The following is a 24,595-nucleotide window of genomic DNA, read 5'->3' as shown; positions in this document are numbered from 1 at the left end:
AAATTTCAGCGGCCAGCCTTGATCTAGAAAGTGCTGGTTGCTATCAAAATCATCATGAACGCATCGAATCTACTGGTTGAACTGTTTGTCGAAGAGCTGCCGCCCAAGGCGCTGCAAAAGCTCGGCGACGCTTTTGCCGCTGTCATCTTCGAGCAGCTCAAGGCCCAGGGACTGCTGGCATCGACCGAGTCGCGCCTGACCGCATACGCCTCTCCCCGCCGTCTGGCCGCGCACATCACCGAAGTGCTGCCCCAGGCCGAAGACAAGGCTGTCTCGCAAAAGCTGATGCCTGTCTCCGTGGCGCTGGATGCCGAGGGCAAGCCCACGGCTGCACTGCTGAAAAAGCTGGCGGCCCTGGGGGCCGACGAATCCGCCGTGGCCTCCCTGAAGCGCCAGGGCGAGGGCAAGGCCGAAGCCCTGTTCTACGAATCCACGGCCAAGGGCGTGCTGCTGACCGATGGCGTGCAAAAGGCGCTGGACGAAGCGCTGGCCAAGCTGCCCATCCCCAAGGTCATGCGCTACCAGTTGCAGGACGGCTGGACCAGCGTGCACTTTGTGCGCCCGGCCCATGGCCTGGTCGTGATGCATGGCACCCAGGTGCTGATCGGCGTGAAGGCCCTGGGCCTGACCGCCGGCGCTGCCACGCATGGTCACCGCTTTGAAGCTGCTGTGGACCCCGTGGTCATCCAGAACGCCGACAGCTATGCCGAGCAACTGCGCGAAGAGGGCGCCGTGATCGCCAGCTTCACCGAGCGCCGGGCCGATATCGCCCGCCAGCTGCAGGCGGCTGCCGAACGCATTGGCGGCGACGTGCGCCCCATCGACGACCCAGCCCTGCTGGACGAGGTGACAGCCCTGGTCGAGCGTCCCAATGTGCTGGTCTGCGAATTCGAAAAGGAATTCCTGGCCGTGCCCCAGGAATGCCTGATTCTGACCATGAAGGCCAATCAGAAGTACTTCCCGCTGTTGGATGCCAATGGCAAGCTGACCCATCAGTTCCTGATCGTCAGCAACATCCAGCCCCAGGACGCTTCGGCCGTGGTCGGCGGCAACGAGCGTGTGGTGCGTCCCCGTCTGGCGGACGCCAAGTTCTTCTTCGACCAGGACCGCAAAAAGACCCTGGCCAGCCGCGTCGAGCAGCTGGACAAGGTCGTCTATCACAACAAGCTGGGCACGCAGGGTGAGCGCATCGCCCGCGTACGCGCCATCGCCAAGAGCATTGCCCAGCAACTGGGCAACTCCGAGCTGGGCCGTCTGGCCGACCAGGCTGCCATGCTGGCCAAGACCGATCTGGTCACCGACATGGTGGGCGAGTTCCCCGAACTGCAAGGCATCATGGGCCGCTACTACGCCCAGAACGACGGCCTGGATCTGGCCGTGGCCGATGCCATCGAAGACCACTACAAGCCCCGCTTCGCCGGCGACGAACTGCCGCGCGGCGATGTCGGCGTCATCGTGGCCCTGGCCGACAAGCTCGAAACCCTGGTCGGCATGTTCGGTATCGGCAACCTTCCCACCGGCGACCGCGACCCCTTCGCCCTGCGTCGTCATGCACTGGGCGTGATCCGCATGCTGGTCGAAAAGGATCTGGAGCTGGATCTGGAAACCCTGCTGGTCAGCATCTTGCCTGCCTTTGGTGACAAGATCCAGGACGCCACGCCCCAACTGGTCGAATTCATCTACGACCGCCTGGCCAATATGTTCCGCGAACAAGGTTACAGCGCCCAGGAAGTGGAGGCCGTGCTGGCCCTGCAGCCCCAGCGCCTGTCCGACGTGCAAAAACGCCTGGAGGCCGTGCGTGCCTTTGCGGCGCTGCCCGAAGCTCCGGCCCTGGCCGCAGCCAACAAGCGTGTGGGCAATATCCTGAAGAAGGCGGAAACCGACGTTCAGCCCCAGGTGAACCAGGCGCTGCTGGCGGAGCAAGCTGAAAAAGATCTGTATGCCGTGCTGCAGCAGGTGGCGCCCAAAGCCCAGCAACAGTTTGCAGCAGGTGATTACACCGCCAGTCTGCAAACCCTGGCAGCATTGCGTGTCTCGGTCGATGCGTTCTTCGAGCAGGTCATGGTCAATGCCGAAGATCCTGCGCTCAGGGCCAATCGACTGGGCTTGCTGGCGGTGCTGCATGAGGCCATGAACCGGGTGGCGGATTTGGCGAAGCTAGCTGTTTAATGGCAGCAATCCTGATGATTGCATAGGCTGCTACTTGCTACTCATCGGTTCCTGGCTCGTGATTTTCTGCTTGTACACGGCAGTTAATGCAGTCAACCGGGAATTATGGTGCATATCTGCATATGATAGGCACACTAATTTTCCCGAGTATGCGCACAAGCCAGGCCATGCACCATGACTCGAAGAGGTAGATCGTCTATCTGTGGAGGAGTGAAATTGCATGCAAGATTATTTTTTACAGCATACGCAGAAGATGTTGAGGATGTATCGGTGTCGCAATAGCTCAGGCGGCCCAGCCTTCTCGCTGAATCACATAGCCCTGCAAATCCATAAAAATCCACATATATGCATGCGAATTAGCTATCGCAGGTGGCACGATGCAGATAATGATTAGTTACCTGATTGGGGATATTCTTCGCATCTGGGCTCTGATTCATATCAAATCCAAGCGGATAGTTTTCAGTTTCCAGATTGGGAATATAAAGATTTCAAAATTATTGATCGATAAAGGCTGTGAACTCTCTGCTGGCCTATGGGTTCTGCATGTGGGCCCATCCGTTTGAAGCCATTAGCTTATTTTCACTGCAAGTAGCTAGACATCGCTTTATTAAAACCAAGTATCCATCAGGATATGAAGCGAAATGTCCCGAGGGATGCAATATGCATCTAATTAATAGACTAGGTAAGGAAACGGTTAGATTGCATGTCATTAAAGCGGAATACGTTATGGAATCTCATTGGGACAGGCTTGCCTCTTCTTCTTGCTGCTGTAACAATACCCTACCTAATGAGGGTTGTAGGAGTCGAGCGCGTTGGAGTCTTGACTCTGGTATGGGCATTGATTGGATACTTTAGTCTTTTTGATTTTGGGTTGGGAAGGGCTCTAACTCAGAAAATTGCTGAAATATTGCCCTCTAATGAAAAAAAAGAATTACATCGACTGACTAAAACTGGATTGTTCTTCACTCTTTTTACAGGGGTTTTTGGCGGAGGAATTCTTCTTCTTATATCAGATCCTTTGGCATTTCATTGGCTGAAGCTAAGTCCAGATTTACAGAGTGATGCTTTCTGCTCTTTAATGATTGCAGCTATTGGCATTCCTATCGCAACCTTAACCACAGGTCTTAGGGGGGTTGTTGAGGCCTATGAAGACTTCAGGATTGTCAATATCTTAAGAATTGCTCTAGGAATGGCGAACTTTGGCCTTCCCGCGTTGAGTGTAATTTTTTTTGGGAAATCATTGGCTGCGATGGTGGTTCTTTTAATCGTAGCCAGAATTTTTTCGATGTTCGCCCATTTGTGGGTTGTGAATAAAAAAATGTCCTCGAAATGGATAAAAGGAGAGCTTAATAAAAACAGCCTGAAAAGTTTGATGTCATTTGGGGCCTGGATGACCGTTTCAAATATCGTGAGTCCATTAATGGTGACTGCAGATAGGTTTGTGATCTCATCTGTTTTAGGGGCTGGGCTGGTTGCATATTATACAATCCCTTATGAGATTATAAGCAGAGTTTTATTATTGCCGACTGCGTTGACTACAGCACTCTTCCCAAGGTTGGCAGCTGCTTTTGTCAGTGATCCCAAGACTGCGGTAGAAATATATAAAAAATCATTTAAATTTCTGATTATTTTGATGCTACCTGTTTGTTTGTTTCTTGTTTTAGGATCAAAATTTGGATTTTATGTATGGCTGGGGCGAGACTTCTCTGAAAATTCTTGGGTCGTCTTTTGTATTTTGGTTATTGGTGTTTTTTTTAATAGTGCTGCCATGGTTCCTTATGCATCTATCCAGGCATCAGGTGATGCAAGAAGTACTGCACTTTTGCATTTGGCTGAGTTTGTATTCTATTTTCCATTTTTATATTTTCTATTAAAGAATTTTGGGGTAATAGGTGCTGCTGTTTCATGGAGCGTAAGGTGTTTTTTTGATTTCGTAGCACTCTATATTCTAGAAAAAAAGCGGCGCCCATATATAGAGATTTAATATGATTAAAATAGTTGCAGTAGCTCATGATAAGAAGAGATTGGCATTCCTATATCAGGCGTTACTACTTGTAAATGGCAATCTCACCTCCGAAACTGCAACGATAGTGATGATTTCATCATCTGGGAATTGCAAGGCTGAAGATATTATGAAGATGAATGAAAAGAATAGAACTGATTTTGAGTTTGAATTCTTCGACGACACATACTTCGATTTTGGCGGTTATTCGGCAGGATTTGAGAAAATAGATTCTTCAGTTGAGGGATGTATTTTTATTAATGATACTATTTCAAACAAGCATAGAAGTTCTCATTTGATGAAGTTGTTTTCAGAAAAAATAAATAAATCTCTGAATTTTTCTATGGGTGGATCAATATTGGTTGGTCCTTATGGAAAGAGTGAATTCTCTTTTTCTTCGGGACTAATGGATGAGTATGTTCCTACATACTTATTTTATCTGAATAGTTCGGCATTTATTAATTTGAAGAACATTTACTCAAAAATAAATATCATCAAAAATTGCGTTGATAATGGGTTTGATGTGGATACTGAGTTTTCAGTTTACAGGGGGTTTGCTGGCTTACACGCATCTCAAATATCCAGCAGATTTAAAGATCGCGATAAAATGAATAGAAAGCTGGTCACCGCTATTGTCGAAAGATGTATATCCGTAGATGCTAAGAAAGATGGAATAATATGGTTCTGTGATCTTGGTGTAAAAAATAAAATGAGAATTTTATTTCAGAAAAAAATCGGAATATTATTGAGCCGATGATGTCTTATATCTTTAATTAATTGTTTAACTATATGAAAATATTGACTGTATTTGGTACGCGTCCCGAAGCCATAAAAATGGCACCCTTAATAAAAGTTCTTGAAAAGAGTAGTTCTTTTCAAATTAAAACCTGTGTTACGGGTCAACATCGTCAGATGTTGGATCAGGTGCTATCTCTGTTCAATATTAAACCTGACTATGATTTGAACATCATGCAACCTAATCAAACGCTGGAAATGATAACAAGCAAAATCCTTCTCGGAATGAGTAAGGTTTTTGAAGAATGGCGTCCCGATCTGGTTTTGGTTCATGGAGATACGACGACAGCATTCTCAGCATCATTAGCCGCATTTTATAAAAGAATAGATATTGGCCATGTGGAAGCAGGTCTTAGAACTGGGAATATTTATTCTCCCTGGCCTGAGGAAGCTAATAGAGTTTTAACAGGGAATCTGGCTAATATTCATTTTGCACCTACAAAGCAAGCAAAAATTAACCTGCTCAATGAAGGAGTTCCGGGCGATAGGGTTGTGGTAACTGGAAACACTGTTATTGATGCATTGCTTGAAGTTAAGAGGAAAATAGAACTAGATACTGTGTTGAGCAGAGAGCTAAGTGAGTCATTTAAGTTCTTATCTCCTGAAAGACGAGTGGTTTTAATCACTGGGCATCGAAGGGAAAATTTTGGAGATGGATTCAGAAAAATCTGCAGTGCAATCTCTAAGTTGGCAAATGTCTATCAAGATGTTGATTTTATTTATCCAGTCCATCTCAATCCTCAAGTGAAGGAGCCTGTCGAAGAATTGCTATCGCATCAGCAAAATATTCATTTGATTGAGCCACAAGATTACCTTCCATTCGTTTACCTTATGCTCCGAAGTACATTGATTTTAACGGACTCAGGAGGGATACAGGAAGAAGCGCCGGCTTTAGGTAAGCCTGTTCTTGTAATGCGGGACACGACTGAAAGACCTGAGGCCGTTGATGCAGGGACCGCGATAATTGTGGGAACAGATCCTGATCGAATTTTCGACTGCGCAAAAAATATTATGGATGATGCTGAATATTTAACTCTGTTCAGGAAAATATGCAATCCATTTGGCGATGGTAAAGCGTCCTATAGGATATGTGACTTTATAAAACAAAAATATCAATAATAATTGCTTATGATATATTTCAATGCAATATACTTCTTAGGTGTCCTGGGTTTATTTTTTGATACGAATAATGATAAGAATAAAGTATTTTTGTATTATGTGTTACTTATATTGCTAATCTTTTCTGCCCTAAGAGTAAACGTTGGATTTGATTACTGGAATTATGTTGATTTGATAAATGGGGTGCAAGACTCGGATCGAATTGAAAGGTTTTCAAAACTATTTATTGATATATCAAATTATCTCGAAGAGCCGCAAATTTTCTTCATACTTAATTCTTTTATATTTGTATTTTTCATGTCTTGGGGTTTGAAAAAATTCAATTCTTTGGATGGCGTATCTCTTTTTGTATTTTTAACGTTTCCATTGCTTTTTCTGAGGTCGCTGGATATTGTGCGTCAATATACTGCAATGGCTATTGTTTTCTTTGCCTCAAGTCTTCTAGTCGGAGATATCAGCTGGAGAAAAAGGGTAAAGTATATAATTTACTCCTTTATTGGTGTTGGGTTTCATTTTCCTGCTATTCTTCTAGTATTTATTAATTTTTTCTTTTCATTTGAGAAATTAAGAAAGTTTTTCTTTGGAATATTAAATTTTTATAATTTTCTGATATTTTCAGCAATTGCGTACTTGATGTCTTCATATGTAATTAATTACATTTCTTCTCTTGGATTTGAAGGATACTATTTTTCTTACTTTGAGAACTTGTCAGATAATGCAGGATTGAAAATATTCTTATTCTATGAATTATTGATTGCTGCCTTGATATTTGTTATGAAAAAATTAAAAATAGAAAGTGAGCAGCAAAAATTTTCTTGTGTAATGCTGTTTTCGGGAGGAGTGATATATGCATTTCTTTCTCCTTATGGTGAACATTTAGGGCGGATTTTTGCCTACTTCTTACCTTATTTTATTGTGTGCTTTAGTTGTGTTTTCAATAAATTGAGTGCTTTCAATAGAGCTTCTCTGAAAGCTTTATTGGTCATCATCGGAACAGCATCTTATTATTATATGATTTATCTTCGAGTTATTGATGAATCTGGAGATAAGTTAACCAATGTTAAGATCTTTGGATTTTGATTGATAATAATATCTAGGATATTAATCTGTATGAATGTTGTTTTTGTTAGAGCTTTTTTACCTCATTTAGATGCACGTATGGGGAAGTATGTTAGGGCACTTAGGCGATCTGAGTTTGACATCAGTTATATCGGATGGGCTCGTGGTCAAACATCCTCAGATGTTGACCCTGATAGAACTTTCCTATTTAGGCGTAACGCTGCTCTTGGGGGGCGTTGGCGCAATGTATTTGCATTGATGGCTTGGAATGTTTTTATTTTCAAAACTCTTATGAGTTTGAGAAAAAGTATTTCAATCGTGCATGCTATTGATCTGGATAGTGTCATTTCAGCATATATATTTTGCCGTATTTTTAATAAGTCGATAGTTTTTGATATTTATGACCACTATGCCGATACTAGAAATATCAAGGGTGTCTCCGGAAAACTTATTTCATTGATTGAGAGAAAACTGGCGCAACGTGCCGATCTGACTATACTTGCAGATGAGGCGCGGTTAGAGCAGCATGCTCTAAAGGCTGCTGAGAATTTGATGATTATTGAGAATGTTCCTGATGTATCTTGGCCAATTAATGAATTGGTCGTAGAGGAAAATAAGCCTATTAAAATAGGTTATTTTGGAGTTCTCGAAAAACAACACAGAGGCTTGGAGAATTTACTGGAAGTATTTGCTGGGAGTGAAAAATTCGAACTGCATTTAGCCGGTTATGGACCTCTTGAAGAGAAAATTTTGGAGAAATCAAGATCTTATTCTAATGTTAAATTCTATGGCGCCTTGAACCATGAGCAAGGAATGGAAAAGCTATCAGGAATGCATTGTGTTGTGGGGTTTTACTATTTAACTGTGCCCAATCATCGCTTTGCATCCCCTAATAAGTATTATGAGCATTTGCTCTTGGGGCTCCCATTGCTAACTACGTATGGAACCCCCCCGGGTAATAAAGTTGTCAATGAAAATACAGGATGGGCTCTATCTGAAGGGATTGAGTCTTTACTGAATTGGGCAGATCAATTGGATATTGACGATTTGCGTATTAAAGGAAGGAATGCCAGAAATTTATGGGAAAAATATTATAAAAATTATGCGAAAGAGACGATTGGCGGAGAATATTTACATCGGTTGAACAGAATTTCTAGCAATGACTGATATAAAAACCTTGGTGTCAATTATCATGCCGGCGTATAATTCGCAAAATACGCTTGATGAGGCTGTGGAATCAGTTTTAAAGCAGACAATTGATAATTGGGAACTATTAATAATAGTAGATGCGGCAACTGATCTGACGGAAGACATCGCAAAATCATGGGCTCAAAAGGATGCAAGAGTTAAAGTTTTTGTGAGCCAATATAATCAAGGGGTTGCAAAGTCTCGTAATATAGGCTTGGAACAAGCTAAAGGGAAGTATTTGGCTTTTCTGGACAGCGATGATCGATGGCTTTCGGGAAAATTGAAACAGCAGACCACATTCATGGAAGAAACGAATGCGCTTGTGAGTTATGGCGCTTATCGTCGTTTTGCTGATCATGAGTTACTGAATGTTGTTAATCCTCCGGCACAAGTTAGTTATCGTCGGTTGTTGATGGGGAATGTTATTGGGAATCTGACCGGAATGGTCAGCCGAGAGCTGGTCAAGGATTTGAGGTTTCTACCTCAAGGGCATGAGGATTATATTTTTTGGCTGCAGGCGGTTAGGAGGGCCCAATTTGCCTATCTTGTGCCGAGTGATGGTCCGATAGCAGAATATAGGGTTCAAAAGACATCTCTGTCTGCGAAAAAAACAAAGAACCTGAGCTGGCAATGGAAAATTTATAGAAGGAATGTCGGTTTATCGTTTTTTCATAGCTGTTTCTTTATGATTTGTTATATATTCTCAGCTATTAGAAAACGGATTATTTGATCTATATTATAAAAAATAGCAAGGTTATGTAACCTTGCTATTTTTTATAATTATTTTATTTTTTTCGAATCCAGCGGAAATAGGCCAGCTTGCTGTAGAACGCCAGATAGCAAATAACGCTAATGAAAAAGCAACTGGCCGTCAGCCATTTGTTTTGGTAGGTTAATACCGCCATCAGGCAGGGTACGGCCGCATACATCCAGAGGAAGGGTGAAGTCAAGCCATTCTGGATAGGTTTGGAAAAGCTGGAGAATGCTTTCTTGGCCCAGCGTTTGTTGGCCAGCATATGAAGATGCACGCCATCGGGCTGGCTGGGGTGGTAGCCTTCTCGAATCGTCTTTCTGACAAAACTGAATCCGACCTCAATAATGGGGTAGGAGCAGATCAACAGACTGGTCCAGGGTGAAACAGAGGTGTTGCGCTCGGGTAGGAGAACTGATATCCATGCCAGCATGAAACCCAGAAAATAGGCGCCGCCATCACCCAGAAAGATTTTTCCTGCCGGCCAATTCACTAAAAAAAATCCCATGACTGCACCTGCAATAATGAGGCAGGTGAAGGCCAGTGGGATATCTCCCACTTGGCGTGCGATAAATCCAAAGGCAGCAAGCATAATAATGGCTGTACCTGCGGTTAGGCCATTGAAGCCATCGATGATATTGATGGCGTTGGCAACACCGCCGACGGCAAAGGCGGTGAATATGACTGAGATAAGTGTAAAGCTCAAAAGCCAATCTATCCCCCAGATATCCACATGTGTCAGTGATGTGCCTGTAATACCCCAGCCCAGCACACCGGAAGCCATGGTGGCGAGAAGGCGCACCTTGACGGAGACTTTTTTTGTAATGTCTTCCATGAGGCCGAAAACAAAGGCTGGTATGCCTGCAAGCAGTATGGCACTGAGAATAGCGCGTTTTTCTGCTGCAGCGATACCGTGGCTGGATACTGCATAGCCTACGAATACCCCAATGGCAATCGCAATACCGCCAATTCGAGGTGTGGGGTTGGTATGAAATTTTTGCAAGCCGTCTGTTGTATCCATGGATAGACTGCCATGCCATTTCTTGGTGGTAACCAGCAACACGCAGGTAATAAACGAGGCCAGACCTGCAAGGAACGCGTCGTACCTGAATAACTCTTGAACAGAGAAAATAATCGAATTCATGGAGTGAGTGGACGTGGAATTGTTTTATATCGTGGGAGGCTGACTCGGGGAAGTTGGCATCTTGCTCGTCTCCAAGAGCATTTGCGGCACAATGCAGCCCATCTGACTTGAACATTGTCCCATGGGACAGAGCCTTGATCTATGACCACCATTGACCCCACCACCCAGATCGCCCCCCGCGACAAAGCCGAAATCCTCGCGCAAGCACTGCCCTACATCCGCAAGTTCCATGGCAAGACCATGGTCATCAAGTATGGCGGTAACGCCATGACCGATCCTGCCTTGCAGGCCGACTTTGCGGAAGATGTGGTGTTGCTCAAGCTGGTGGGTATTAACCCTGTGGTGGTTCATGGTGGTGGGCCTCAGATTGAAGCGGCGCTGGGTCGTCTTGGCAAGAAGGGTGAATTCATTCAGGGCATGCGTGTCACGGATGAAGAGACCATGGAAGTGGTGGAGTGGGTGCTGGCCGGCGAGGTGCAGCAGGACATCGTGGGTCTGATCCATCAGGCCGGCGGCAAGGCCGTGGGCCTGACGGGGCGAGATGGTGGCTTGATTCGTGCCAAGAAGCTCAAGATGCTGGACAACAAGGATCCGAGCATCGAGCACGATGTGGGTCAGGTGGGCGACATCGTTGCCATCGACCCCAGTGTGGTGAAGGCACTGCAGGACGATGCTTTCATTCCGGTGATCAGCCCTATCGGTTTTGGTGAGGAGAACGAAAGTTACAACATCAACGCCGACGTGGTTGCAAGCAAACTCGCAACAGTGTTGCAAGCTGAAAAGCTGGTGCTTTTAACCAACACTCCGGGCGTTCTGGACAAGGCCGGCAATCTGCTGACGGATCTGACGGCGCGCGAGATTGATGCGCTGTTTGCCGACGGTACGATTTCCGGCGGCATGCTGCCCAAGATTTCGGGTGCTCTGGATGCTGCCAAGGCGGGGGTGAATGCGGTGCACATCATCGATGGACGCGTGCCGCATTCCATGCTGCTGGAAATTTTGACGGACCAAGCGTATGGCACGATGATTCGCAGCCATTGATGAGCCTGTCTGGCCCTGACATGTGGTTGCTCTTCTCGAGTGACTTTTCACATATGGCGTTAACATCGCCGCAGGGCTTTCCCGGGTGGAGTCGCGCTCAAGACTCCGCCGCAAGCCGCCTTTGGGCGGCTTTTGTTTTTGAGCGAGGTAGGACTTTATGCGTTTGCTTCTGGTGGAAGATGATGTGATGGTGGCCAGCGGTATCAAGCTGGGTCTTTCCGATGCCGGTTATGCGGTGGACTGGGTGGGCAGTGCCGAGCGTGCGCTGGAAGTGCTGGCCCAGGAAGCGTTCGATGTGGCGGTGATCGATATCGGCCTGCCGGGCATCAACGGCCTGGAGCTGACGCGTCGTCTGCGCAGCAGCGATGTGGAAAGCAAGGCCATGCCGGTGTTGATCCTCACGGCGCGGGATGCGCTGCAGGACCGGGTGCAAGGCCTGGACTGGGGCGCTGACGACTATATGGTCAAGCCTTTCGAGCTGCCCGAGTTGCTGGCGCGCCTGCGTGCGCTGATGCGTCGTTCCCAGGCGGCGACTTCGGCTGTCCTGAACTTTGGCTGTATCGAACTGGATACGGCGGGCCGCCGCGCCGGCGCACGCCAGCTGCCGCAGGAAGGCGAAACCGAAGGCAAACTGCTGCCCATCGATCTGGGGCCACGTGAATGGACGGTGCTGGAGTATCTGCTGCTCAATGCCCCCAAGCCCGCCAGCAAGGAAAAGCTGCTTCAGGCCCTGACCGGTTGGGACCGTGAAATTACGCCAAATGCCGTGGAAGTTTATGTGTCCCGCCTGCGCAGCAAACTGGAGCCGCATGGCGTGGCCCTGCGCTCCATTCGCGGTTTCGGTTATCGGCTGGAGTTGATGCCTGAATCCGTTTGATTCTCTATTTGATAGCTGTCAGCGCTTGATTGATATGGAGTTTGGTTATTTATATATCTGAATTGGTTATTAATAGAGCGCTTGAAGCTATAAAAATTGAATACTCCGAGTTCTCATTCAATAAACATTAATGACTGCCAATCTGCGTTTTCGGCTGCTGGTTCTGCTTTTGGTGCCGCTGATGCTGTTGGCGGCCATGGGTGGCTGGTTCAGCTACAGCGCTGCGGATGAGGCCTCCACCCAGCATGACCAGCGCTTGTTGCGCTTGCTGCCGGCCCTGGCCGATTCGGTGCTTGCGCCCTCGATTGCGGACGGTACGCCGCCGCTGGTGTCGCTGACGCCAAGCGTCGAAGACTTTCTGCGCAATCAGGGCGATGAAGCAGGCTATGCCGTGGGCGATCTGCAAGGCAATGTGGTGGCAGGCGATACCTGGATCAACTTCGATGTGCCGGCGACCGGCACGGCGGAATTCCATAGCCAGGAGCACGACGGTGTGACCTATCGCGTTGCCGTGCTCAAGGCCGAAACCTATGGCGCCGGCGAGATGGTCGTCATGCTGGCCGACAGCAGCGATGTGCGCCAGCAATGGGTGCGCCAGTTGCTGATGCATGTGCTGCTGCCCAATCTGCTGCTGATTGCGGGCGCGGCCGTGGCCATTTACTGGTCGGTGAGCCGGGCCTTCAAGCCGCTGCACAAGCTGACTCAGGCGGTGGAGCGCCGCTCGCCGCGCGATCTGAGCCCGATCGACGAGCAGACCTCGCCAGCCGAGGTCCGCCCGCTGGTGCGCTCGCTCAATCGCCTGTTCTCCCTGGTCAATGCCCAGGCCGAAGGCCAGCGCCGTTTCGTCGCCGATGCGGCCCATCAACTGCGCACGCCGCTGGCGGCCCTGCAGACCCAGGTGGAGGCCTGGGCCCTGAGCGGGCAGGAGGCCAGGCGCCTGGCCAAGCGTACGGGTGAGCAGGCGCAGGTCGTGCTCACGGTGGAGCAGATCGAGCAACTGCGCGATGCAACCCGGCGCACCTCCCAGCTGGCGCGTCAGCTACTGGCCCTGTCGCGTGCCGATGCGCGCAATGCCGAGGTGCAGCCACTGCAGGAGGTGGACCTCAAGGAACTCTGCGAGAGCATGCTCGAGACCTTTATCGATCGTGCCTCGATCAAGCATCTGGACTTTGGCCTCGAGGTCGAGCCAGCATCGGTCTGGGGCCATAGCTGGTTGCTGCGCGAACTGGTTTCCAACCTGGTGGAAAACGCCATCAAGTACACGCCCAGAGGCGGCAGCGTCACCTTGCGCTGCGGTCTGCGCTCCCGGCCCGTGGGCACGGACGACGCCAGCTTGCTGCAGATGGCAGGTGTGCAGCAATGGGCTTTTGTCGAGGTTGACGATGACGGGCCCGGCGTGCCCGAGGAAGAGCGCAGCCAGATTACCCAGCGTTTCTATCGCGCCCAGGGGGTGATTGAAGAAGGCACCGGTCTGGGCCTGGCAATTGCCGATGAAATAACGCAATTGCATCAAGGTGTACTGAGTTTTGCAGATGGAAGTTTCGGTAAAGGCTTATTAGTAAGACTTGAAATTCCGGTTCAATCAGTTTCAGAAGGCAGTCATGAGGTATCTGAAGCTCTCAAAGGTTAATTTCTCGGTTACGCTTGCGTGTTGGTGAGAGCGGGGGGTGAAAGTTGGGGTGGAGACCGCAAGCCTGCTGTTTATTAAGGTTGGTTTGACGCACCTGACGCCTGCCGGTAAGGATAGTCGTGTGCTTAACAGTGCAACTGGCTGTGAGAAAATTGCTAATAAATACTGAGTCGCCTATGTCTGAGTCTGAAGTCCTGTCGCCTGTTTCCAATATTGAAAATCCCGCGGAGGACAGTCCTGCCGCTCCCGCCATGGCTCCTGCGCGCAAGCGTCCCAAGCCCGGTGAACGCCGCGAGCAAATCCTGCAGGCATTGGCCTCCATGCTGGAAAAGCCGGGCGCGGACCGCATTACCACGGCGGCCCTGGCTGCCCATTTGAGCGTGAGCGAGGCGGCTCTGTACCGTCACTTCGCCAGCAAGGCCCAGATGTTCGAAGGCCTGATCGAGTTCATCGAGCAGTCCGTCTTCACGCTGGTGCAGCAGATCGTGGGCCGTGATGTGCCCGACGCTGCGCATGATCCGGTCACGGGCGTGCGCAATGCCAACCGCGTGGTGGCATTGCTGCTGCAGTTCGGCGAAAAGAATCCCGGCATGGTGCGCGTGATGGTCGGCGACGCCATTGTTTTCGAGCACGAGCGTCTGCAGACCCGCATGAACCAGTTCTTTGACCGTATCGAGTCCACCTTGCGTCAATGCCTGCGCCCTGCCGCAGGCGCCATGGGCTCTGCTGCACCGACGGCCGAAGCATCGGTGGCGGCCAGTGTGCTGACTTCGTTTGCGCTGGGACGTCTGCAGCGCTATGCCCGCTCGGGCTTCCGCCGCCTGCCCACCGAACACCTGGATGCCAGCCTGGCCATGATGGTCGTGGTCTGAGTCTCTTCCCGGACAATCCTTCAGGAACGCCGCAGTCCTTGGACTGGCGGCGTTTTTTGTGGTCGGCTGCCGGGAGAAAGTCCGCGAGAAACCAGGGCAGGAAGGGCTAAGTATTTACCCTTGATGGATTCAAAACCGGCCGGAAATTGTGCAAAATAGAACGAACGTTCGTTTTATTGAGAGTTTCATGGCCTCGTTCTCCGCTTCCCGTTCTTCAACTTCGCCCGCAGGTCGGGATGTGGCGCACCCGGCTGGTCGCGGGGGGACTGCGAGCAGGAAGACCAGCGCAAAGTCTCGCAAGCTGCACGCCGAGGCGCAAGCTGCGGTTAGCCCCAGTAAGGCCGTGGAGGGGGTTGCCACCAAGTCTGCGGGCCGATCACTCGCAAAAGGTCAGCAAACCAAGGCCACGATTGTCGAGGCTGCGCTCAATCTGGCCACCCATATTGGGCTGGAAGGCCTGTCCATTGGCGCGATTGCCGAACTCACGGGCATGAGCAAATCAGGTGTGTTTGCCCATTTCGGCTCGCGTGAGGAATTGCAGATTTCCGTGGTGCACGAGTACCACGACCGTTTCGAGCAGGAAGTCTTCTACCCCGCCATCGAGGCGCCGCGCGGCATTCCGCGTCTGCGCGCGCTGTTTGGCAACTGGATGAAGCGCACCTCCATAGAGATCGACTCCGGCTGCATCTATATCAGCGGAGCGGTGGAGTTCGACGATCGCACGGGCCCAGTGCGCGATGCGCTGGCCGAGTCCGTCGGCACCTGGCTGGCCGCCATGCGCCGCACCATTGTGCAAAGCCAGGAATGCGGCGATCTGCGTGCCGATGCCGATGCCAGCCAGTTGCTGTTTGAAATTCACGGCCTGATTCTTGCCCTGCATTACGAGGCGCGCTTTCTGCACAGCGAGGGCTCGATAGAGCGGGCTCATGCAGGCTTCAACAACATTCTGGCGCGCTATGCCAGCGAGCCGCCAGCCGCCTGACGCCATTCACAACCCGCGTCAGTTCCAACCCCAAAAGCAAACCGTTCAACGCGCAACCATCACAGGAGACGACAAATGCCCAGCTACAACCCGCCACTGCGTGACATGCAATTCCTCATGCACGAGGTCTTCAAGGTCACCGAGACCTATCAGCAGATTCCCAAGTACGCGGAGGTTGATGCCGACACCATCAACGCGGTGGTCGAGGAGGCGGGAAAGTTTGCGGCCAATGTCACGTTTCCCTTGAATATCTCCGGCGACGAAGAGGGCTGCACGCTGAACAAGGAGACCCACGAGGTCACCACGCCCAAGGGCTTCAAGCAGGCGTATGCGCAGTTCATCGAGGGTGGCTGGCCGGCACTGTCCTGCGATCCGGAGTATGGCGGCCAGGGTTTGCCCTTCGTGCTCAATTCGGCGCTTTATGAAATGCTCAACAGCGCCAATCAGGCCTGGACCATGTATCCCGGTCTGTCGCATGGCGCCTATGAGGCTCTGCATGCCTATGGCACGCCGGAGCAGAAGAAGACCTATCTGGGCAAGCTGACCAGCGGCGAGTGGACCGGCACCATGTGCCTGACCGAGCCCCATTGCGGCACCGACCTGGGCCTGCTGCGCACCAAGGCCGAGCCGCTGGCGGACGGCAGCTACAAGATCACCGGCAACAAGATCTTCATCTCGGCCGGCGAGCATGACTTCACCAGCAACATCGTGCACCTGGTGCTGGCGCGTCTGCCCGATGCGCCCGTCGGCTCCAAGGGCATCAGCCTGTTCGTCGTGCCCAAGTTCAAGGTGCAGGCCGATGGTTCGCTGGGCGAGCGCAACCCGATTTTCTGCGGTGCGCTGGAGCACAAGATGGGCATTCACGGCAATGCCACGGCCCAGATCAATATCGACGGCGCCATCGGCACCCTGGTGGGTGAGCCCAACAAGGGTCTGCAGGCCATGTTCGTGATGATGAACGCGGCCCGTCTGGGTGTGGGCAACCAGTCGCTGGGACTGACCGAGGTGGCCTACCAGAATGCGCTGGCCTATGCCAAGGATCGCCTGCAGATGCGCAGCCTGTCGGGCGTGAAGGCCAAGGACAAGCCGGCCGATCCCATCATCGTCCACCCCGATGTGCGCCGCATGCTGCTCACGGCCAAGGCCTATGCCGAAGGCGGCCGCGCGCTGTCCACCTTCTGCGGCCTGCTGCTGGACAAGGAGTTGCACCACCCCGACGAGAAGGTGCGCAAGGACAGCGGCGAGCTGGTGGCCCTGCTGACGCCCATCGTCAAGGCCTTCATCACCGACAACGGCTGGGCGGCGACGACCCTGAGCCAGCAGGTCTTCGGCGGCCACGGCTTCATCAAGGAATGGGGCATGGAGCAGTTTGTGCGCGATGCGCGCATCAACATGATCTACGAAGGCACGAACGGCATCCAGGCGCTGGATCTGCTGGGTCGCAAGATCCTGGGCAACCAGGGCGCGACGCTCAAGAAGTTCGGCAAGCTGATCGCCCAGTTGGTGGAAGAAGAAGGCGTCAACGAGAAGATGAGCGAGTTCATCACGCCCATTGCCGTGCTGGGCGAGCAGATGACCAAGTTCACCACCGAGATCGGTTTCAAGGGCATGCAGAACCCCGACGAAGTCGGCGCAGCCGCCGTGGACTATCTGCGTGTGGCCGGCCATCTGGTCTTTGGCTACCTGTTTGCCCGCATGGCCCAGGTGGCGCTGCGCGAGATCGCGGCCGGCAATGCAGATCCCTTCTACCAGGGCAAGCTGCAGACCGCGCGCTTTTACTTCGCCAAGCTGTTCCCCGAGACGGCGACGCTGATGCGCACCGCGCGCGCCGGCAGCCAGTCGCTGATGGACAGCGACGCGGCCCTGGCCTGATGCTGCGCAGGCGCATGCTGCTTCGCTATCGAAAGAGTAGCTTCATGCGCCTATTCATACCTTGTTTTGAATATAAAGGACTCGGAAATGAAGAAGATCAAAGCGGTAGCAGCTCTTGTACTGGTAGCGGGCAGCATGTCGGCCGCCTGGGCGCAGATGTCGCCCGTAGGCACCTGGCGCAGCATGGATGAAAAGGAAAACACGCCCAAGGCGCAGGTGAAGATCACCGAGGCCGGCGGCGTGGTCACAGGCAAGGTCGAGGCCCTGCTGCGCAAGGGCGCAGACCCGAATGCGCTGTGCACCGAGTGCAAGGACGAGCTCAAGGACAAGCCCGTGGTGGGCATGACGCTGATCAGCGGCGTCAAAAAGGTCGAGGGCAAGGAGGTCTGGGAAGGTGGCAGGATTCTCGATCCCGAAAACGGCAAGACCTATACCGTGCGTCTGACGCCCGTCAATGAAGGCCAGAAGCTGGAGGTGCGTGGCTCCATCGGTCCTTTCTGGCGTACCCAGACCTGGATTCGCGTTCAGTAAATCTCAAGACAAAAAACAGCCAGCGCCCCAGTCCCGTGTTTTGTCCGTGGCAAGGCCGCTGGCCCTTAATGGAACATAGCTCATGTCCCGATTCAATGTGAAAAAAGTCGCCGTGCTGGGCGCGGGCGTGATGGGCGCGCAGATCGCCGCCCATCTGGTCAACGTCAAGGTGCCGGTCATTTTGTTTGACCTGCCCGCCAAGGAAGGCTCCAAGAGCGGCATTGCAGAGCGTGCCATTGCCAATCTCAAGAAGCTCAAGCCTTCGCCTATCGGCGTGGCCGATGATGTGGAGCTGATCCAGGCGGCCAACTACGAAGAGCATATGAAGCTGCTCAAGGGCTGCGATCTGGTGATCGAGGCCATTGCCGAGCGCATGGACTGGAAGCTGGACCTGTATCACAAGATCGCGCCCTTCGTCGCCAAGCATGCGCTGCTGGCGTCCAATACCTCGGGCCTGTCGATCACCAAGCTGTCCGAGGCCTTGCCCGACGCCATCAAGCCGCGCTTTTGCGGCATCCACTTCTTCAACCCGCCGCGCTATATGCAGCTGGTGGAGCTGATCAACACGCCCACCACGCAGGCCGAGGTGCTGGATCAGCTTGAAGCCTTTGTCACCAGCACGCTGGGCAAGGGCGTGGTGCGTGCGCATGACACGCCCAACTTCATCGCCAACCGCATCGGCATTGCCGGCATGCTGTCCACCATGAAGGAAGTCGAGAACTTCGGCCTGTCCTTCGACGTGGTGGACGATCTCACGGGCAAGAAGCTGGGCCGTGCTTCCTCGGGCACTTTCCGCACTGCCGACGTGGTGGGTCTGGACACCATGGCCCATGTCGTCAAGACCCTGCAGGACAATCTGAGCCTGGAGACCGACCCCTTCTACGGCAGCTTCGGCACGCCGCCCGTGCTGGCCAAGCTGATCGAGCTGGGCAACCTGGGCCAGAAGACCAAGAAGGGCTTCTACAAGAAGGTCGGCCGCGACATCTTCCAGTTCGAGCTCGACAGCGAGGACTACATTCCCGCAGGCGGCAAGGCCGATGAGGTCTACGGCCGCATGCTCAAGAAGCCCGCTGCAGAGCGACTCAAGCTGCTGCGCAATGCCGAGGGCAAGGAGGGGCAGTTCCTCTGGGCCATTCTGCGCAACAGCTTCCACTATGCCGCCGTGCACCTGCAATCCATTGCCGATTGCGCACGCGATGTGGACCAGGCCATGCGCTGGGGCTTCGGCATGAAGCAGGGCCCGTTCGAGCTGTGGCAGGAAGCCGGCTGGCTGGAGGTGGCCAGGATGGTGCAAGAGGACATCGACGCCGGCAAGGCGCTGTGCAAGGCGCCGCTGCCCCAATGGGTCTTCGAAGGTCCGGTGGCCGAGGCCGGCGGCGTGCATACGGGCAATGGCTCGTGGAGTCCTGCGCAGAACAGGTTCGTGCCGCGCCGTGTGCTGCCGGTGTACGAGCGCCAGCTGTTCCCCGAGAAACTGCTGGGTGAAACCGATCTGCCCGACTGGCAGACGGCTGGCACGACGATTGCCGAAACCAGGGCGCTGCGCACCTGGACGCTGGACGGCAAGATCTTGATCGCCAGCATCAAGAACAAGATGCACGCCATCAGCCCCGAAGTCATGGAAGGCCTGATGGAGGCGGTGGATACGGCCGAGAGCGACTTCGACGCCATGGTCATCTGGTCCGGCGATGCACCCTTCAGCGTGGGCGCGGACCTGGAAGCCACCATGCCTGCCTTTGTGATCGGTGGAGCGGACGCCATCGAGAGCATCGAGCAGGAGCTGCAGAACCTGATGCTGCGCCTGCGTTATGCACAGGTGCCGGTGGTGTCTGCCATTCACGGGCTGGCGCTGGGCGGCGGCTGCGAGATGGCGGTGTACTCGGCGCGTCGCGTGGCCCATATGGAAAGCTATATCGGCCTGGTGGAAGTCGGCGTGGGCCTGGTGCCCGGCGCCGGCGGCCTGACCTATATCGCCCGTCGCGCTGCCGAAAATGCCGCCACCAGCACCGGCAAGGATTTGCTGCCCTTCCTGACCGAAGGCTTCACGGCCGCAGCCATGGCCAAGGTGGGGACCAGCGCGCTGGAGTCGCGCAAGCTCGGCTATCTGCTGGACAGCGACATCGTCGTGGCCCACAAGGACGAGGTGCTGTTTGTCGCCATCAACGAAGCCAAGTCCATGGCGGCTGGCGGCTGGCGTGCGCCGCACAAGCGCAGCTTCCCCGTGGCGGGCCGCAGCGGCCAGGCCACGATCAAGGGCTCGCTGGTCAATATGCGCGACGGCGGCTTCATCAGCGAGTTCGACCAGCATATTGCGAGCCTGATCGCCAATGTGGTCTGCGGCGGCGATGTCGATGCCGGCACGCTGGTGGATGAGGCCTATCTGATGAGCCTGGAGCGCAAGGCTTTCTGCCATCTGATTGCCCACCCCAAGACCCATGAACGCATTCTCGGAATGCTCAACACTGGCAAACCGGTACGCAATTGATATGAGCATCCCCCTGAGTCGCTGCGCGCCTTCCCCCTTCTCTCGCTTTGCGGGAAGGGGCGCCAGCAACGCCGCGGGGCGGCCCTTGCTCGCTGGCTGCTGATATGCGCCGCGAAGCAATTGAAGCCTTGCACACAGGTTAAAGAGCTAAGAGACAACCAAGGAATTTGGTCATGAAACAAGTACAAGACGCCTATATCGTTGCTGCCACGCGCACGCCCATCGGTCGCTCGCACAAGGGTTTTTTCCGCAACTACCGTCCCGACGATCTGCTGGCCACCACGCTCAAGGCGGCGCTGGCCCAGGTGCCTGGCCTGGACCCCAAGGCGATCGAGGATATCGTCTGCGGCTGCGCGATTCCCGAAGCCCAGCAGGGCCTGAACGTGGCGCGTATCGGTGCCGTGCTGGCGGGACTGCCCACCAGCATCGGCGGCATCACCGTCAACCGTTTCTGTGCCTCCGGCCTGTCGGCCGTAGCCATGGCGGCGGACCGCATCCGCGTCGGTGAAGCCGATGTGATGGTTGCCGCCGGCGTGGAGAGCATGAGCATGGTGCCCATGATGGGCAATGCGCCCAGCCTCTCGCCCAGCATCTTCGAGCGCGATGGCGATGTGGGCATTGCCTACGGCATGGGCCTGACGGCGGAGAAGGTGGCCCAGCAGTGGAAGGTCTCGCGCGAGGCGCAGGATGCGTTTGCACTCGAATCGCACCGCCGCGCGATTGCGGCGCAGCAGGCCGGCGATTTCGCGGCCGAGATCACGCCGATCGAAGTCACCGACCGCACGCTGAACATCGCCACGGGCGAGACCGTGGCCAGCACGCGCACCGTGAGTCTGGACGAAGGCCCGCGCCCCGATACCAGCCTCGAAGGTCTGGCCAAGCTGCGCACCGTGTTTGCAGCGCGCGGCACGGTCACGGCGGGCAATAGCTCGCAGACCAGCGACGGTGCGGGCGCGCTGATCATTGCCAGCGGGGATGCCGTCAAGCGCTTTGGCCTGACGCCGCTGGCGCGCTTCGTCAGCTATGCCAGCAAGGGCGTGCCGCCCGCCATCATGGGCATTGGCCCTATCGAGGCCATTCCCGCCGCGTTGCGCTATGCGGGTCTCAAGCAGGACGATATCGACTGGTACGAACTCAACGAGGCCTTTGCAGCACAGTCCCTGGCCGTCATCAACACCCTGGGCCTGGACCAGAGCAAGGTCAACCCCATGGGCGGCGCGATTGCCTTGGGCCATCCCCTGGGGGCGACCGGCGCCATCCGCGCCGCAACCGTGGTCCATGCGCTGCAACGCAAGCAGCTCAAGTACGGCATGGTGACCATGTGCGTGGGCATGGGTCAGGGCGCGGCCGGCATTTTCGAGCGCGTCTGAACGCCGCAGCTGCCATGCAGACCGCCCAGTCGCAAGCCTCCGTGCAGGTTCCGGTACAAGCCGCCGTGCAATGGACGGAGATGGCCTTGCCCATCTCCGTGGGTTCGGCCCATCTGGTGCTGCGCCAGTGTCAGCCCAGGGCGACAGCGCCGCTGGCGCAGGTGGTGGTGGCTGGCGCCATGGGCGTGCAGCAAAGCTATTACCAGGCCTTTGCCCGCTGGCTGGCGGAGCACGGCTATGGCGTCACGACCTTCGACTACCGTGGCCATGGCCTGTCGCTGCAAGTGCCGTTGCGCGACGCCAGGGCCGACCTGCTGGACTGGGCCAAGGACTGCGAACTGGTGGCAGCGCATCTCAAGCAGCAGTTTCCCCTGCAGCCGCTGATCTGGATCGGTCATAGCGTGGGCTCGCAATTGCCGGGCCTGGCCTCCATTCCCCTGCCCATCAACGGCTTGCTGTCCGTTGGCAGCGGCAGTGGCTACTGGCGCGACAACGCTGCGCCAACCAAGCGCATGGTCCGGCTGTTCTGGTGGGGCGTCGCTCCGCTGGTCACTGCCTTGTACGGCGCGTTTCCCGGGCGCAAGCTGGGCATCGTGGGCGATCTGCCGGCAGGCGTGATCTGGCAATGGCGTCGCTGGTGCCTGAATCCTCTGTACGCCATGGGGGTGGAGGGGCGTTGGGCGGCCGAGGCCTATGCGGCAGCCCACTACCCCTTGCATGCGCTGTATTTCGAGGATGACGAAATGATGTCGCTGGCCAGCGTGCAATCGCTGGTGGACTGGTACAAAAGTGCGCCCAGCACGCTGGAGCGAGTGGACCCGAGGCTGGCTCCTGCCGGACGCATAGGCCATCTGGGGTATTTCAAGGAAGAGATGCGTGAGCTACTGTGGCAGCCCCTGTTGCCATTGCTGCAGAGCTGGCGCGACGGTGACCGTGGCCCAGGCAAACCCTTGTTCGGGCCGCTTGAGTCACCTGTTTGACGGCTTTCATTCCCGCCCTTGGGCAACACTGCCAATCATGAGCACAGACCTCCACCCCTTTGATCGTGCCGTGGCGCTGAGCGCTACGGGAGTGCCCAATCAGTACCAGGGAACGGCCTCGCCCGATTACTGGAATATGGTCGGCCCTTACGGCGGCATCACGGCGGCCAGCCTGGTGCAGGCCATTCAGCAACATCCGCAGTGCCTGGGCGATCCGCTGTCCATCACCGTCAACTATGCGGCAGCCGTGGGGCCGGGTGCTTTCGAGATCGACGCCAACCCGGTGCGAACCAACCGCTCCACCCAGCACTGGCTGCTGACGATTACCCAGTCCGATGCCCAGGGCCAGCCGCAGATCGTGACCACGGCCACGGCCGTGACCGCGGTACGCCGTCAGACCTGGAGCGTCAGCGATATGCCCATGCCCGAGGTCCGGGCTGCCGCCGAGGTGGAGCGCGTGCCGCCGCTGTTCAAGGCCTCAGAGTGGCTGACCCGCTATGAGATGCGATTTGTGGACGGAATCCTGCCGCGTGAGGAGGACGGGGCCGAGCGCGACAGCCTGACGCGGCTCTGGGTGAGAGACAATCCGCCGCGTCCGCTGGATTTCGCGTCGCTGGCTGCGGTCTCCGACGTGTTCTTTCCGCGGGCGTGGCTGCGTCGCTCCAAGCGCGTGCCAGCGGGTACGGTGTCCATCACGGTCTACTTCCATGCCGGACGCGAGGAACTGGCCGAGGCGGGCGACGGACTGCTGCTGGCGCAGGCGCGCGGGCAGGAGTTCCGCAACGGCTTTTTTGACCAGACGGCCCAGCTGTGGAGCCAGTCCGGCCAGATGCTGGCGACCAGCCACCAGATTGTTTACTACAAGGAATAGCGCGCCGAGACCGGCAAGCTGTTCACATCATTCACAAGGCAAGATCATGAGCAATACCCAGGATAGCCAGGACATCCTGGTGCACACCGAAGAGGGCGTGTGCACCATCACCTTCAACCGTGCGGCGAAGAAGAACTCCTTCACCGAGGCCATGTATACCCAGATGGCGGATGCATTGGCCGCCGCCAAGGTTGACGCAGGCGTGCGCGTGGTGGTGTTTCAGGGCGACATCGCCATCTTCAGCGCAGGCAACGATATTGCGGACTTCCTGAAGCAGGCCTCAACCCCCGGTGCAATGGGGGCCGATGCGCCCGTGTGGCGTTTCCTGCAGGAAGTCTCGTCCTTCCCCAAGCCTCTGATTGCTGCCGTCTGTGGTCCGGCCGTGGGCATTGGCACCACACTGCTGCTGCACTGCGATCTGGTCTATGCCGGCGATAACGCCGCATTCTCGCTGCCCTTCATCAACCTGGGCGTATGCCCCGAAGCTGCATCCAGCCTGCTCTTGCCCCAGATGCTGGGTTATCACCGCGCCGCCGAAGCCTTGCTGCTGGGCGAGCCCTTCATGGCAGAAGCCGCTCTGGAGGTAGGCCTGATCAACCGCGTGGTGCCGCCCAGCGAATGCAATGCCGTGGCACAGGCCCAGGCCAGGAAGCTGGCGCGCAAGCCCCTGTCCTCGCTGATCGAGACCAAGCGCCTGATGAAGGGCGGCCAGGCCAAGGCAGTGGGCGAGCGTATCGTGGAAGAAGGCGCAGTCTTCGCCCGCATGCTGCGCGAGCCTGCGGCCAAGGAAGCACTGACGGCCTTCATGGAAAAACGCCACCCTGACTTCAGCCAGTGCTGAAGTCAGGCATTGCGGC

20 protein-coding genes are annotated in these 24,595 nt (G+C 54.7%); 19 read left to right on the top strand and 1 reads right to left on the bottom strand.

The window, feature by feature from the left end; genetic code table 11:
• The first annotated feature begins 54 nt into the window (after nucleotides 1–54).
• The 7 genes from glyS to F0P97_RS24255 all read left to right on the top strand — a co-directional run bounded on the left by glyS (nucleotide 55) and on the right by F0P97_RS24255 (nucleotide 9,062).
• On the top strand, nucleotides 55–2,169 hold the full coding sequence (gene glyS / locus F0P97_RS24285) for a glycine--tRNA ligase subunit beta (protein ID WP_182284654.1): 2,115 nt from the start codon (nucleotides 55–57) through the stop codon (nucleotides 2,167–2,169).
• A 703-nt stretch (nucleotides 2,170–2,872) separates the two neighbouring features.
• Complete coding sequence (locus F0P97_RS24280; RefSeq protein WP_182284653.1) at nucleotides 2,873–4,153, top strand: flippase; 1,281 nt, start codon at nucleotides 2,873–2,875, stop codon at nucleotides 4,151–4,153.
• A 1-nt stretch (nucleotide 4,154) separates the two neighbouring features.
• A complete protein-coding gene (locus F0P97_RS24275; protein WP_182284652.1) occupies nucleotides 4,155–4,928 on the top strand; it encodes a hypothetical protein in 774 nt (257 codons plus the stop codon).
• A 32-nt stretch (nucleotides 4,929–4,960) separates the two neighbouring features.
• Nucleotides 4,961–6,085: a non-hydrolyzing UDP-N-acetylglucosamine 2-epimerase gene (wecB, locus tag F0P97_RS24270; RefSeq protein ID WP_182284651.1), complete on the top strand. Its 1,125-nt coding sequence runs from the start codon at nucleotides 4,961–4,963 to the stop codon at nucleotides 6,083–6,085.
• A 9-nt stretch (nucleotides 6,086–6,094) separates the two neighbouring features.
• On the top strand, nucleotides 6,095–7,165 hold the full coding sequence (locus tag F0P97_RS24265) for an EpsG family protein (RefSeq protein WP_182284650.1): 1,071 nt from the start codon (nucleotides 6,095–6,097) through the stop codon (nucleotides 7,163–7,165).
• 30 nt (nucleotides 7,166–7,195) lie between these two features.
• On the top strand, nucleotides 7,196–8,311 hold the full coding sequence (locus tag F0P97_RS24260) for a hypothetical protein (protein WP_182284649.1): 1,116 nt from the start codon (nucleotides 7,196–7,198) through the stop codon (nucleotides 8,309–8,311).
• A complete protein-coding gene (locus F0P97_RS24255; RefSeq protein ID WP_182284648.1) occupies nucleotides 8,304–9,062 on the top strand; it encodes a glycosyltransferase family 2 protein in 759 nt (252 codons plus the stop codon). Before F0P97_RS24260 ends, F0P97_RS24255 begins: the two co-directional genes overlap by 8 nt.
• 55 nt (nucleotides 9,063–9,117) lie before the next feature.
• Here the strand turns inward: F0P97_RS24255 and F0P97_RS24250 are convergent, their stop codons facing one another.
• Entirely contained in the window at nucleotides 9,118–10,227 is a 1,110-nt protein-coding gene (locus F0P97_RS24250) for an MraY family glycosyltransferase (RefSeq protein ID WP_182284647.1), read from the bottom strand.
• A 141-nt stretch (nucleotides 10,228–10,368) separates the two neighbouring features.
• Here F0P97_RS24250 and argB point away from each other — a divergent pair, with 141 nt between their 5' ends.
• The 12 genes from argB (at nucleotide 10,369) to F0P97_RS24190 (ending at nucleotide 24,579) form a co-directional block, all read left to right on the top strand.
• Entirely contained in the window at nucleotides 10,369–11,268 is a 900-nt protein-coding gene (gene argB, locus F0P97_RS24245; protein WP_003068053.1) for an acetylglutamate kinase, read from the top strand.
• A gap of 157 nt (nucleotides 11,269–11,425) precedes the next feature.
• On the top strand, nucleotides 11,426–12,145 hold the full coding sequence (locus F0P97_RS24240) for a response regulator transcription factor (protein WP_003068054.1): 720 nt from the start codon (nucleotides 11,426–11,428) through the stop codon (nucleotides 12,143–12,145).
• Nucleotides 12,146–12,275: 130 nt separating this feature from the next.
• Nucleotides 12,276–13,775, top strand: coding sequence for a sensor histidine kinase (locus F0P97_RS24235; protein ID WP_182284646.1), 1,500 nt, complete (start codon nucleotides 12,276–12,278; stop codon nucleotides 13,773–13,775).
• 176 nt (nucleotides 13,776–13,951) lie between these two features.
• Nucleotides 13,952–14,647 (top strand): nucleoid occlusion factor SlmA, encoded by a 696-nt coding sequence (slmA, locus tag F0P97_RS24230; RefSeq protein ID WP_034362795.1) that lies wholly within the window; start codon nucleotides 13,952–13,954, stop codon nucleotides 14,645–14,647.
• 187 nt (nucleotides 14,648–14,834) lie between these two features.
• Nucleotides 14,835–15,629, top strand: coding sequence for a TetR/AcrR family transcriptional regulator (locus F0P97_RS24225; RefSeq protein WP_232538045.1), 795 nt, complete (start codon nucleotides 14,835–14,837; stop codon nucleotides 15,627–15,629).
• A 75-nt stretch (nucleotides 15,630–15,704) separates the two neighbouring features.
• Nucleotides 15,705–17,501, top strand: a complete 1,797-nt coding sequence (locus F0P97_RS24220) for an acyl-CoA dehydrogenase C-terminal domain-containing protein (RefSeq protein WP_182284645.1) — start codon at nucleotides 15,705–15,707, stop codon at nucleotides 17,499–17,501.
• Between the two features lie 87 nt (nucleotides 17,502–17,588).
• Nucleotides 17,589–18,032 carry a DUF2147 domain-containing protein gene (locus F0P97_RS24215; protein WP_182284644.1) on the top strand — a complete coding sequence of 148 codons (444 nt, stop codon included), beginning with the start codon at nucleotides 17,589–17,591 and terminating at the stop codon, nucleotides 18,030–18,032.
• 82 nt (nucleotides 18,033–18,114) lie between these two features.
• Nucleotides 18,115–20,517, top strand: coding sequence for a 3-hydroxyacyl-CoA dehydrogenase/enoyl-CoA hydratase family protein (locus F0P97_RS24210; protein WP_182284643.1), 2,403 nt, complete (start codon nucleotides 18,115–18,117; stop codon nucleotides 20,515–20,517).
• A gap of 173 nt (nucleotides 20,518–20,690) precedes the next feature.
• The gene (locus F0P97_RS24205) at nucleotides 20,691–21,887 is read left to right on the top strand and encodes an acetyl-CoA C-acyltransferase (RefSeq protein WP_182284642.1); all 1,197 of its coding nucleotides are present in this window, start codon (nucleotides 20,691–20,693) and stop codon (nucleotides 21,885–21,887) included.
• A gap of 14 nt (nucleotides 21,888–21,901) precedes the next feature.
• Nucleotides 21,902–22,867 carry an alpha/beta fold hydrolase gene (locus F0P97_RS24200; RefSeq protein ID WP_182284641.1) on the top strand — a complete coding sequence of 322 codons (966 nt, stop codon included), beginning with the start codon at nucleotides 21,902–21,904 and terminating at the stop codon, nucleotides 22,865–22,867.
• 37 nt (nucleotides 22,868–22,904) lie between these two features.
• On the top strand, nucleotides 22,905–23,738 hold the full coding sequence (locus tag F0P97_RS24195; RefSeq protein WP_182284640.1) for an acyl-CoA thioesterase: 834 nt from the start codon (nucleotides 22,905–22,907) through the stop codon (nucleotides 23,736–23,738).
• 46 nt (nucleotides 23,739–23,784) lie between these two features.
• Nucleotides 23,785–24,579, top strand: coding sequence for an enoyl-CoA hydratase (locus F0P97_RS24190; RefSeq protein WP_182284639.1), 795 nt, complete (start codon nucleotides 23,785–23,787; stop codon nucleotides 24,577–24,579).
• Nucleotides 24,580–24,595 lie beyond the last annotated feature (16 nt).

Origin of the sequence: Comamonas testosteroni, from assembly GCF_014076415.1 — a bacterium.
Lineage (GTDB): Bacteria > Pseudomonadota > Gammaproteobacteria > Burkholderiales > Burkholderiaceae_C > Comamonas > Comamonas testosteroni_F.
This window is presented reverse-complemented; position numbering and strand designations above follow the sequence as displayed.

Bases quoted from the DNA above. Each gene is read 5' to 3' on its own strand.
- glyS (WP_182284654.1), top strand. From the start codon at position 55: ATGAACGCATCGAATCTACTGGTTGAACTGTTTGTCGAAGAGCTGCCG.
- F0P97_RS24280 (WP_182284653.1), top strand. From the start codon at position 2,873: ATGTCATTAAAGCGGAATACGTTATGGAATCTCATTGGGACAGGCTTG.
- F0P97_RS24275 (WP_182284652.1), top strand. From the start codon at position 4,155: ATGATTAAAATAGTTGCAGTAGCTCATGATAAGAAGAGATTGGCATTC.
- wecB (WP_182284651.1), top strand. From the start codon at position 4,961: ATGAAAATATTGACTGTATTTGGTACGCGTCCCGAAGCCATAAAAATG.
- F0P97_RS24265 (WP_182284650.1), top strand. From the start codon at position 6,095: ATGATATATTTCAATGCAATATACTTCTTAGGTGTCCTGGGTTTATTT.
- F0P97_RS24260 (WP_182284649.1), top strand. From the start codon at position 7,196: ATGAATGTTGTTTTTGTTAGAGCTTTTTTACCTCATTTAGATGCACGT.
- F0P97_RS24255 (WP_182284648.1), top strand. From the start codon at position 8,304: ATGACTGATATAAAAACCTTGGTGTCAATTATCATGCCGGCGTATAAT.
- F0P97_RS24250 (WP_182284647.1), bottom strand. From the start codon at position 10,227: ATGAATTCGATTATTTTCTCTGTTCAAGAGTTATTCAGGTACGACGCG.
- argB (WP_003068053.1), top strand. From the start codon at position 10,369: ATGACCACCATTGACCCCACCACCCAGATCGCCCCCCGCGACAAAGCC.
- F0P97_RS24240 (WP_003068054.1), top strand. From the start codon at position 11,426: ATGCGTTTGCTTCTGGTGGAAGATGATGTGATGGTGGCCAGCGGTATC.
- F0P97_RS24235 (WP_182284646.1), top strand. From the start codon at position 12,276: ATGACTGCCAATCTGCGTTTTCGGCTGCTGGTTCTGCTTTTGGTGCCG.
- slmA (WP_034362795.1), top strand. From the start codon at position 13,952: ATGTCTGAGTCTGAAGTCCTGTCGCCTGTTTCCAATATTGAAAATCCC.
- F0P97_RS24225 (WP_232538045.1), top strand. From the start codon at position 14,835: ATGGCCTCGTTCTCCGCTTCCCGTTCTTCAACTTCGCCCGCAGGTCGG.
- F0P97_RS24220 (WP_182284645.1), top strand. From the start codon at position 15,705: ATGCCCAGCTACAACCCGCCACTGCGTGACATGCAATTCCTCATGCAC.
- F0P97_RS24215 (WP_182284644.1), top strand. From the start codon at position 17,589: ATGAAGAAGATCAAAGCGGTAGCAGCTCTTGTACTGGTAGCGGGCAGC.
- F0P97_RS24210 (WP_182284643.1), top strand. From the start codon at position 18,115: ATGTCCCGATTCAATGTGAAAAAAGTCGCCGTGCTGGGCGCGGGCGTG.
- F0P97_RS24205 (WP_182284642.1), top strand. From the start codon at position 20,691: ATGAAACAAGTACAAGACGCCTATATCGTTGCTGCCACGCGCACGCCC.
- F0P97_RS24200 (WP_182284641.1), top strand. From the start codon at position 21,902: ATGCAGACCGCCCAGTCGCAAGCCTCCGTGCAGGTTCCGGTACAAGCC.
- F0P97_RS24195 (WP_182284640.1), top strand. From the start codon at position 22,905: ATGAGCACAGACCTCCACCCCTTTGATCGTGCCGTGGCGCTGAGCGCT.
- F0P97_RS24190 (WP_182284639.1), top strand. From the start codon at position 23,785: ATGAGCAATACCCAGGATAGCCAGGACATCCTGGTGCACACCGAAGAG.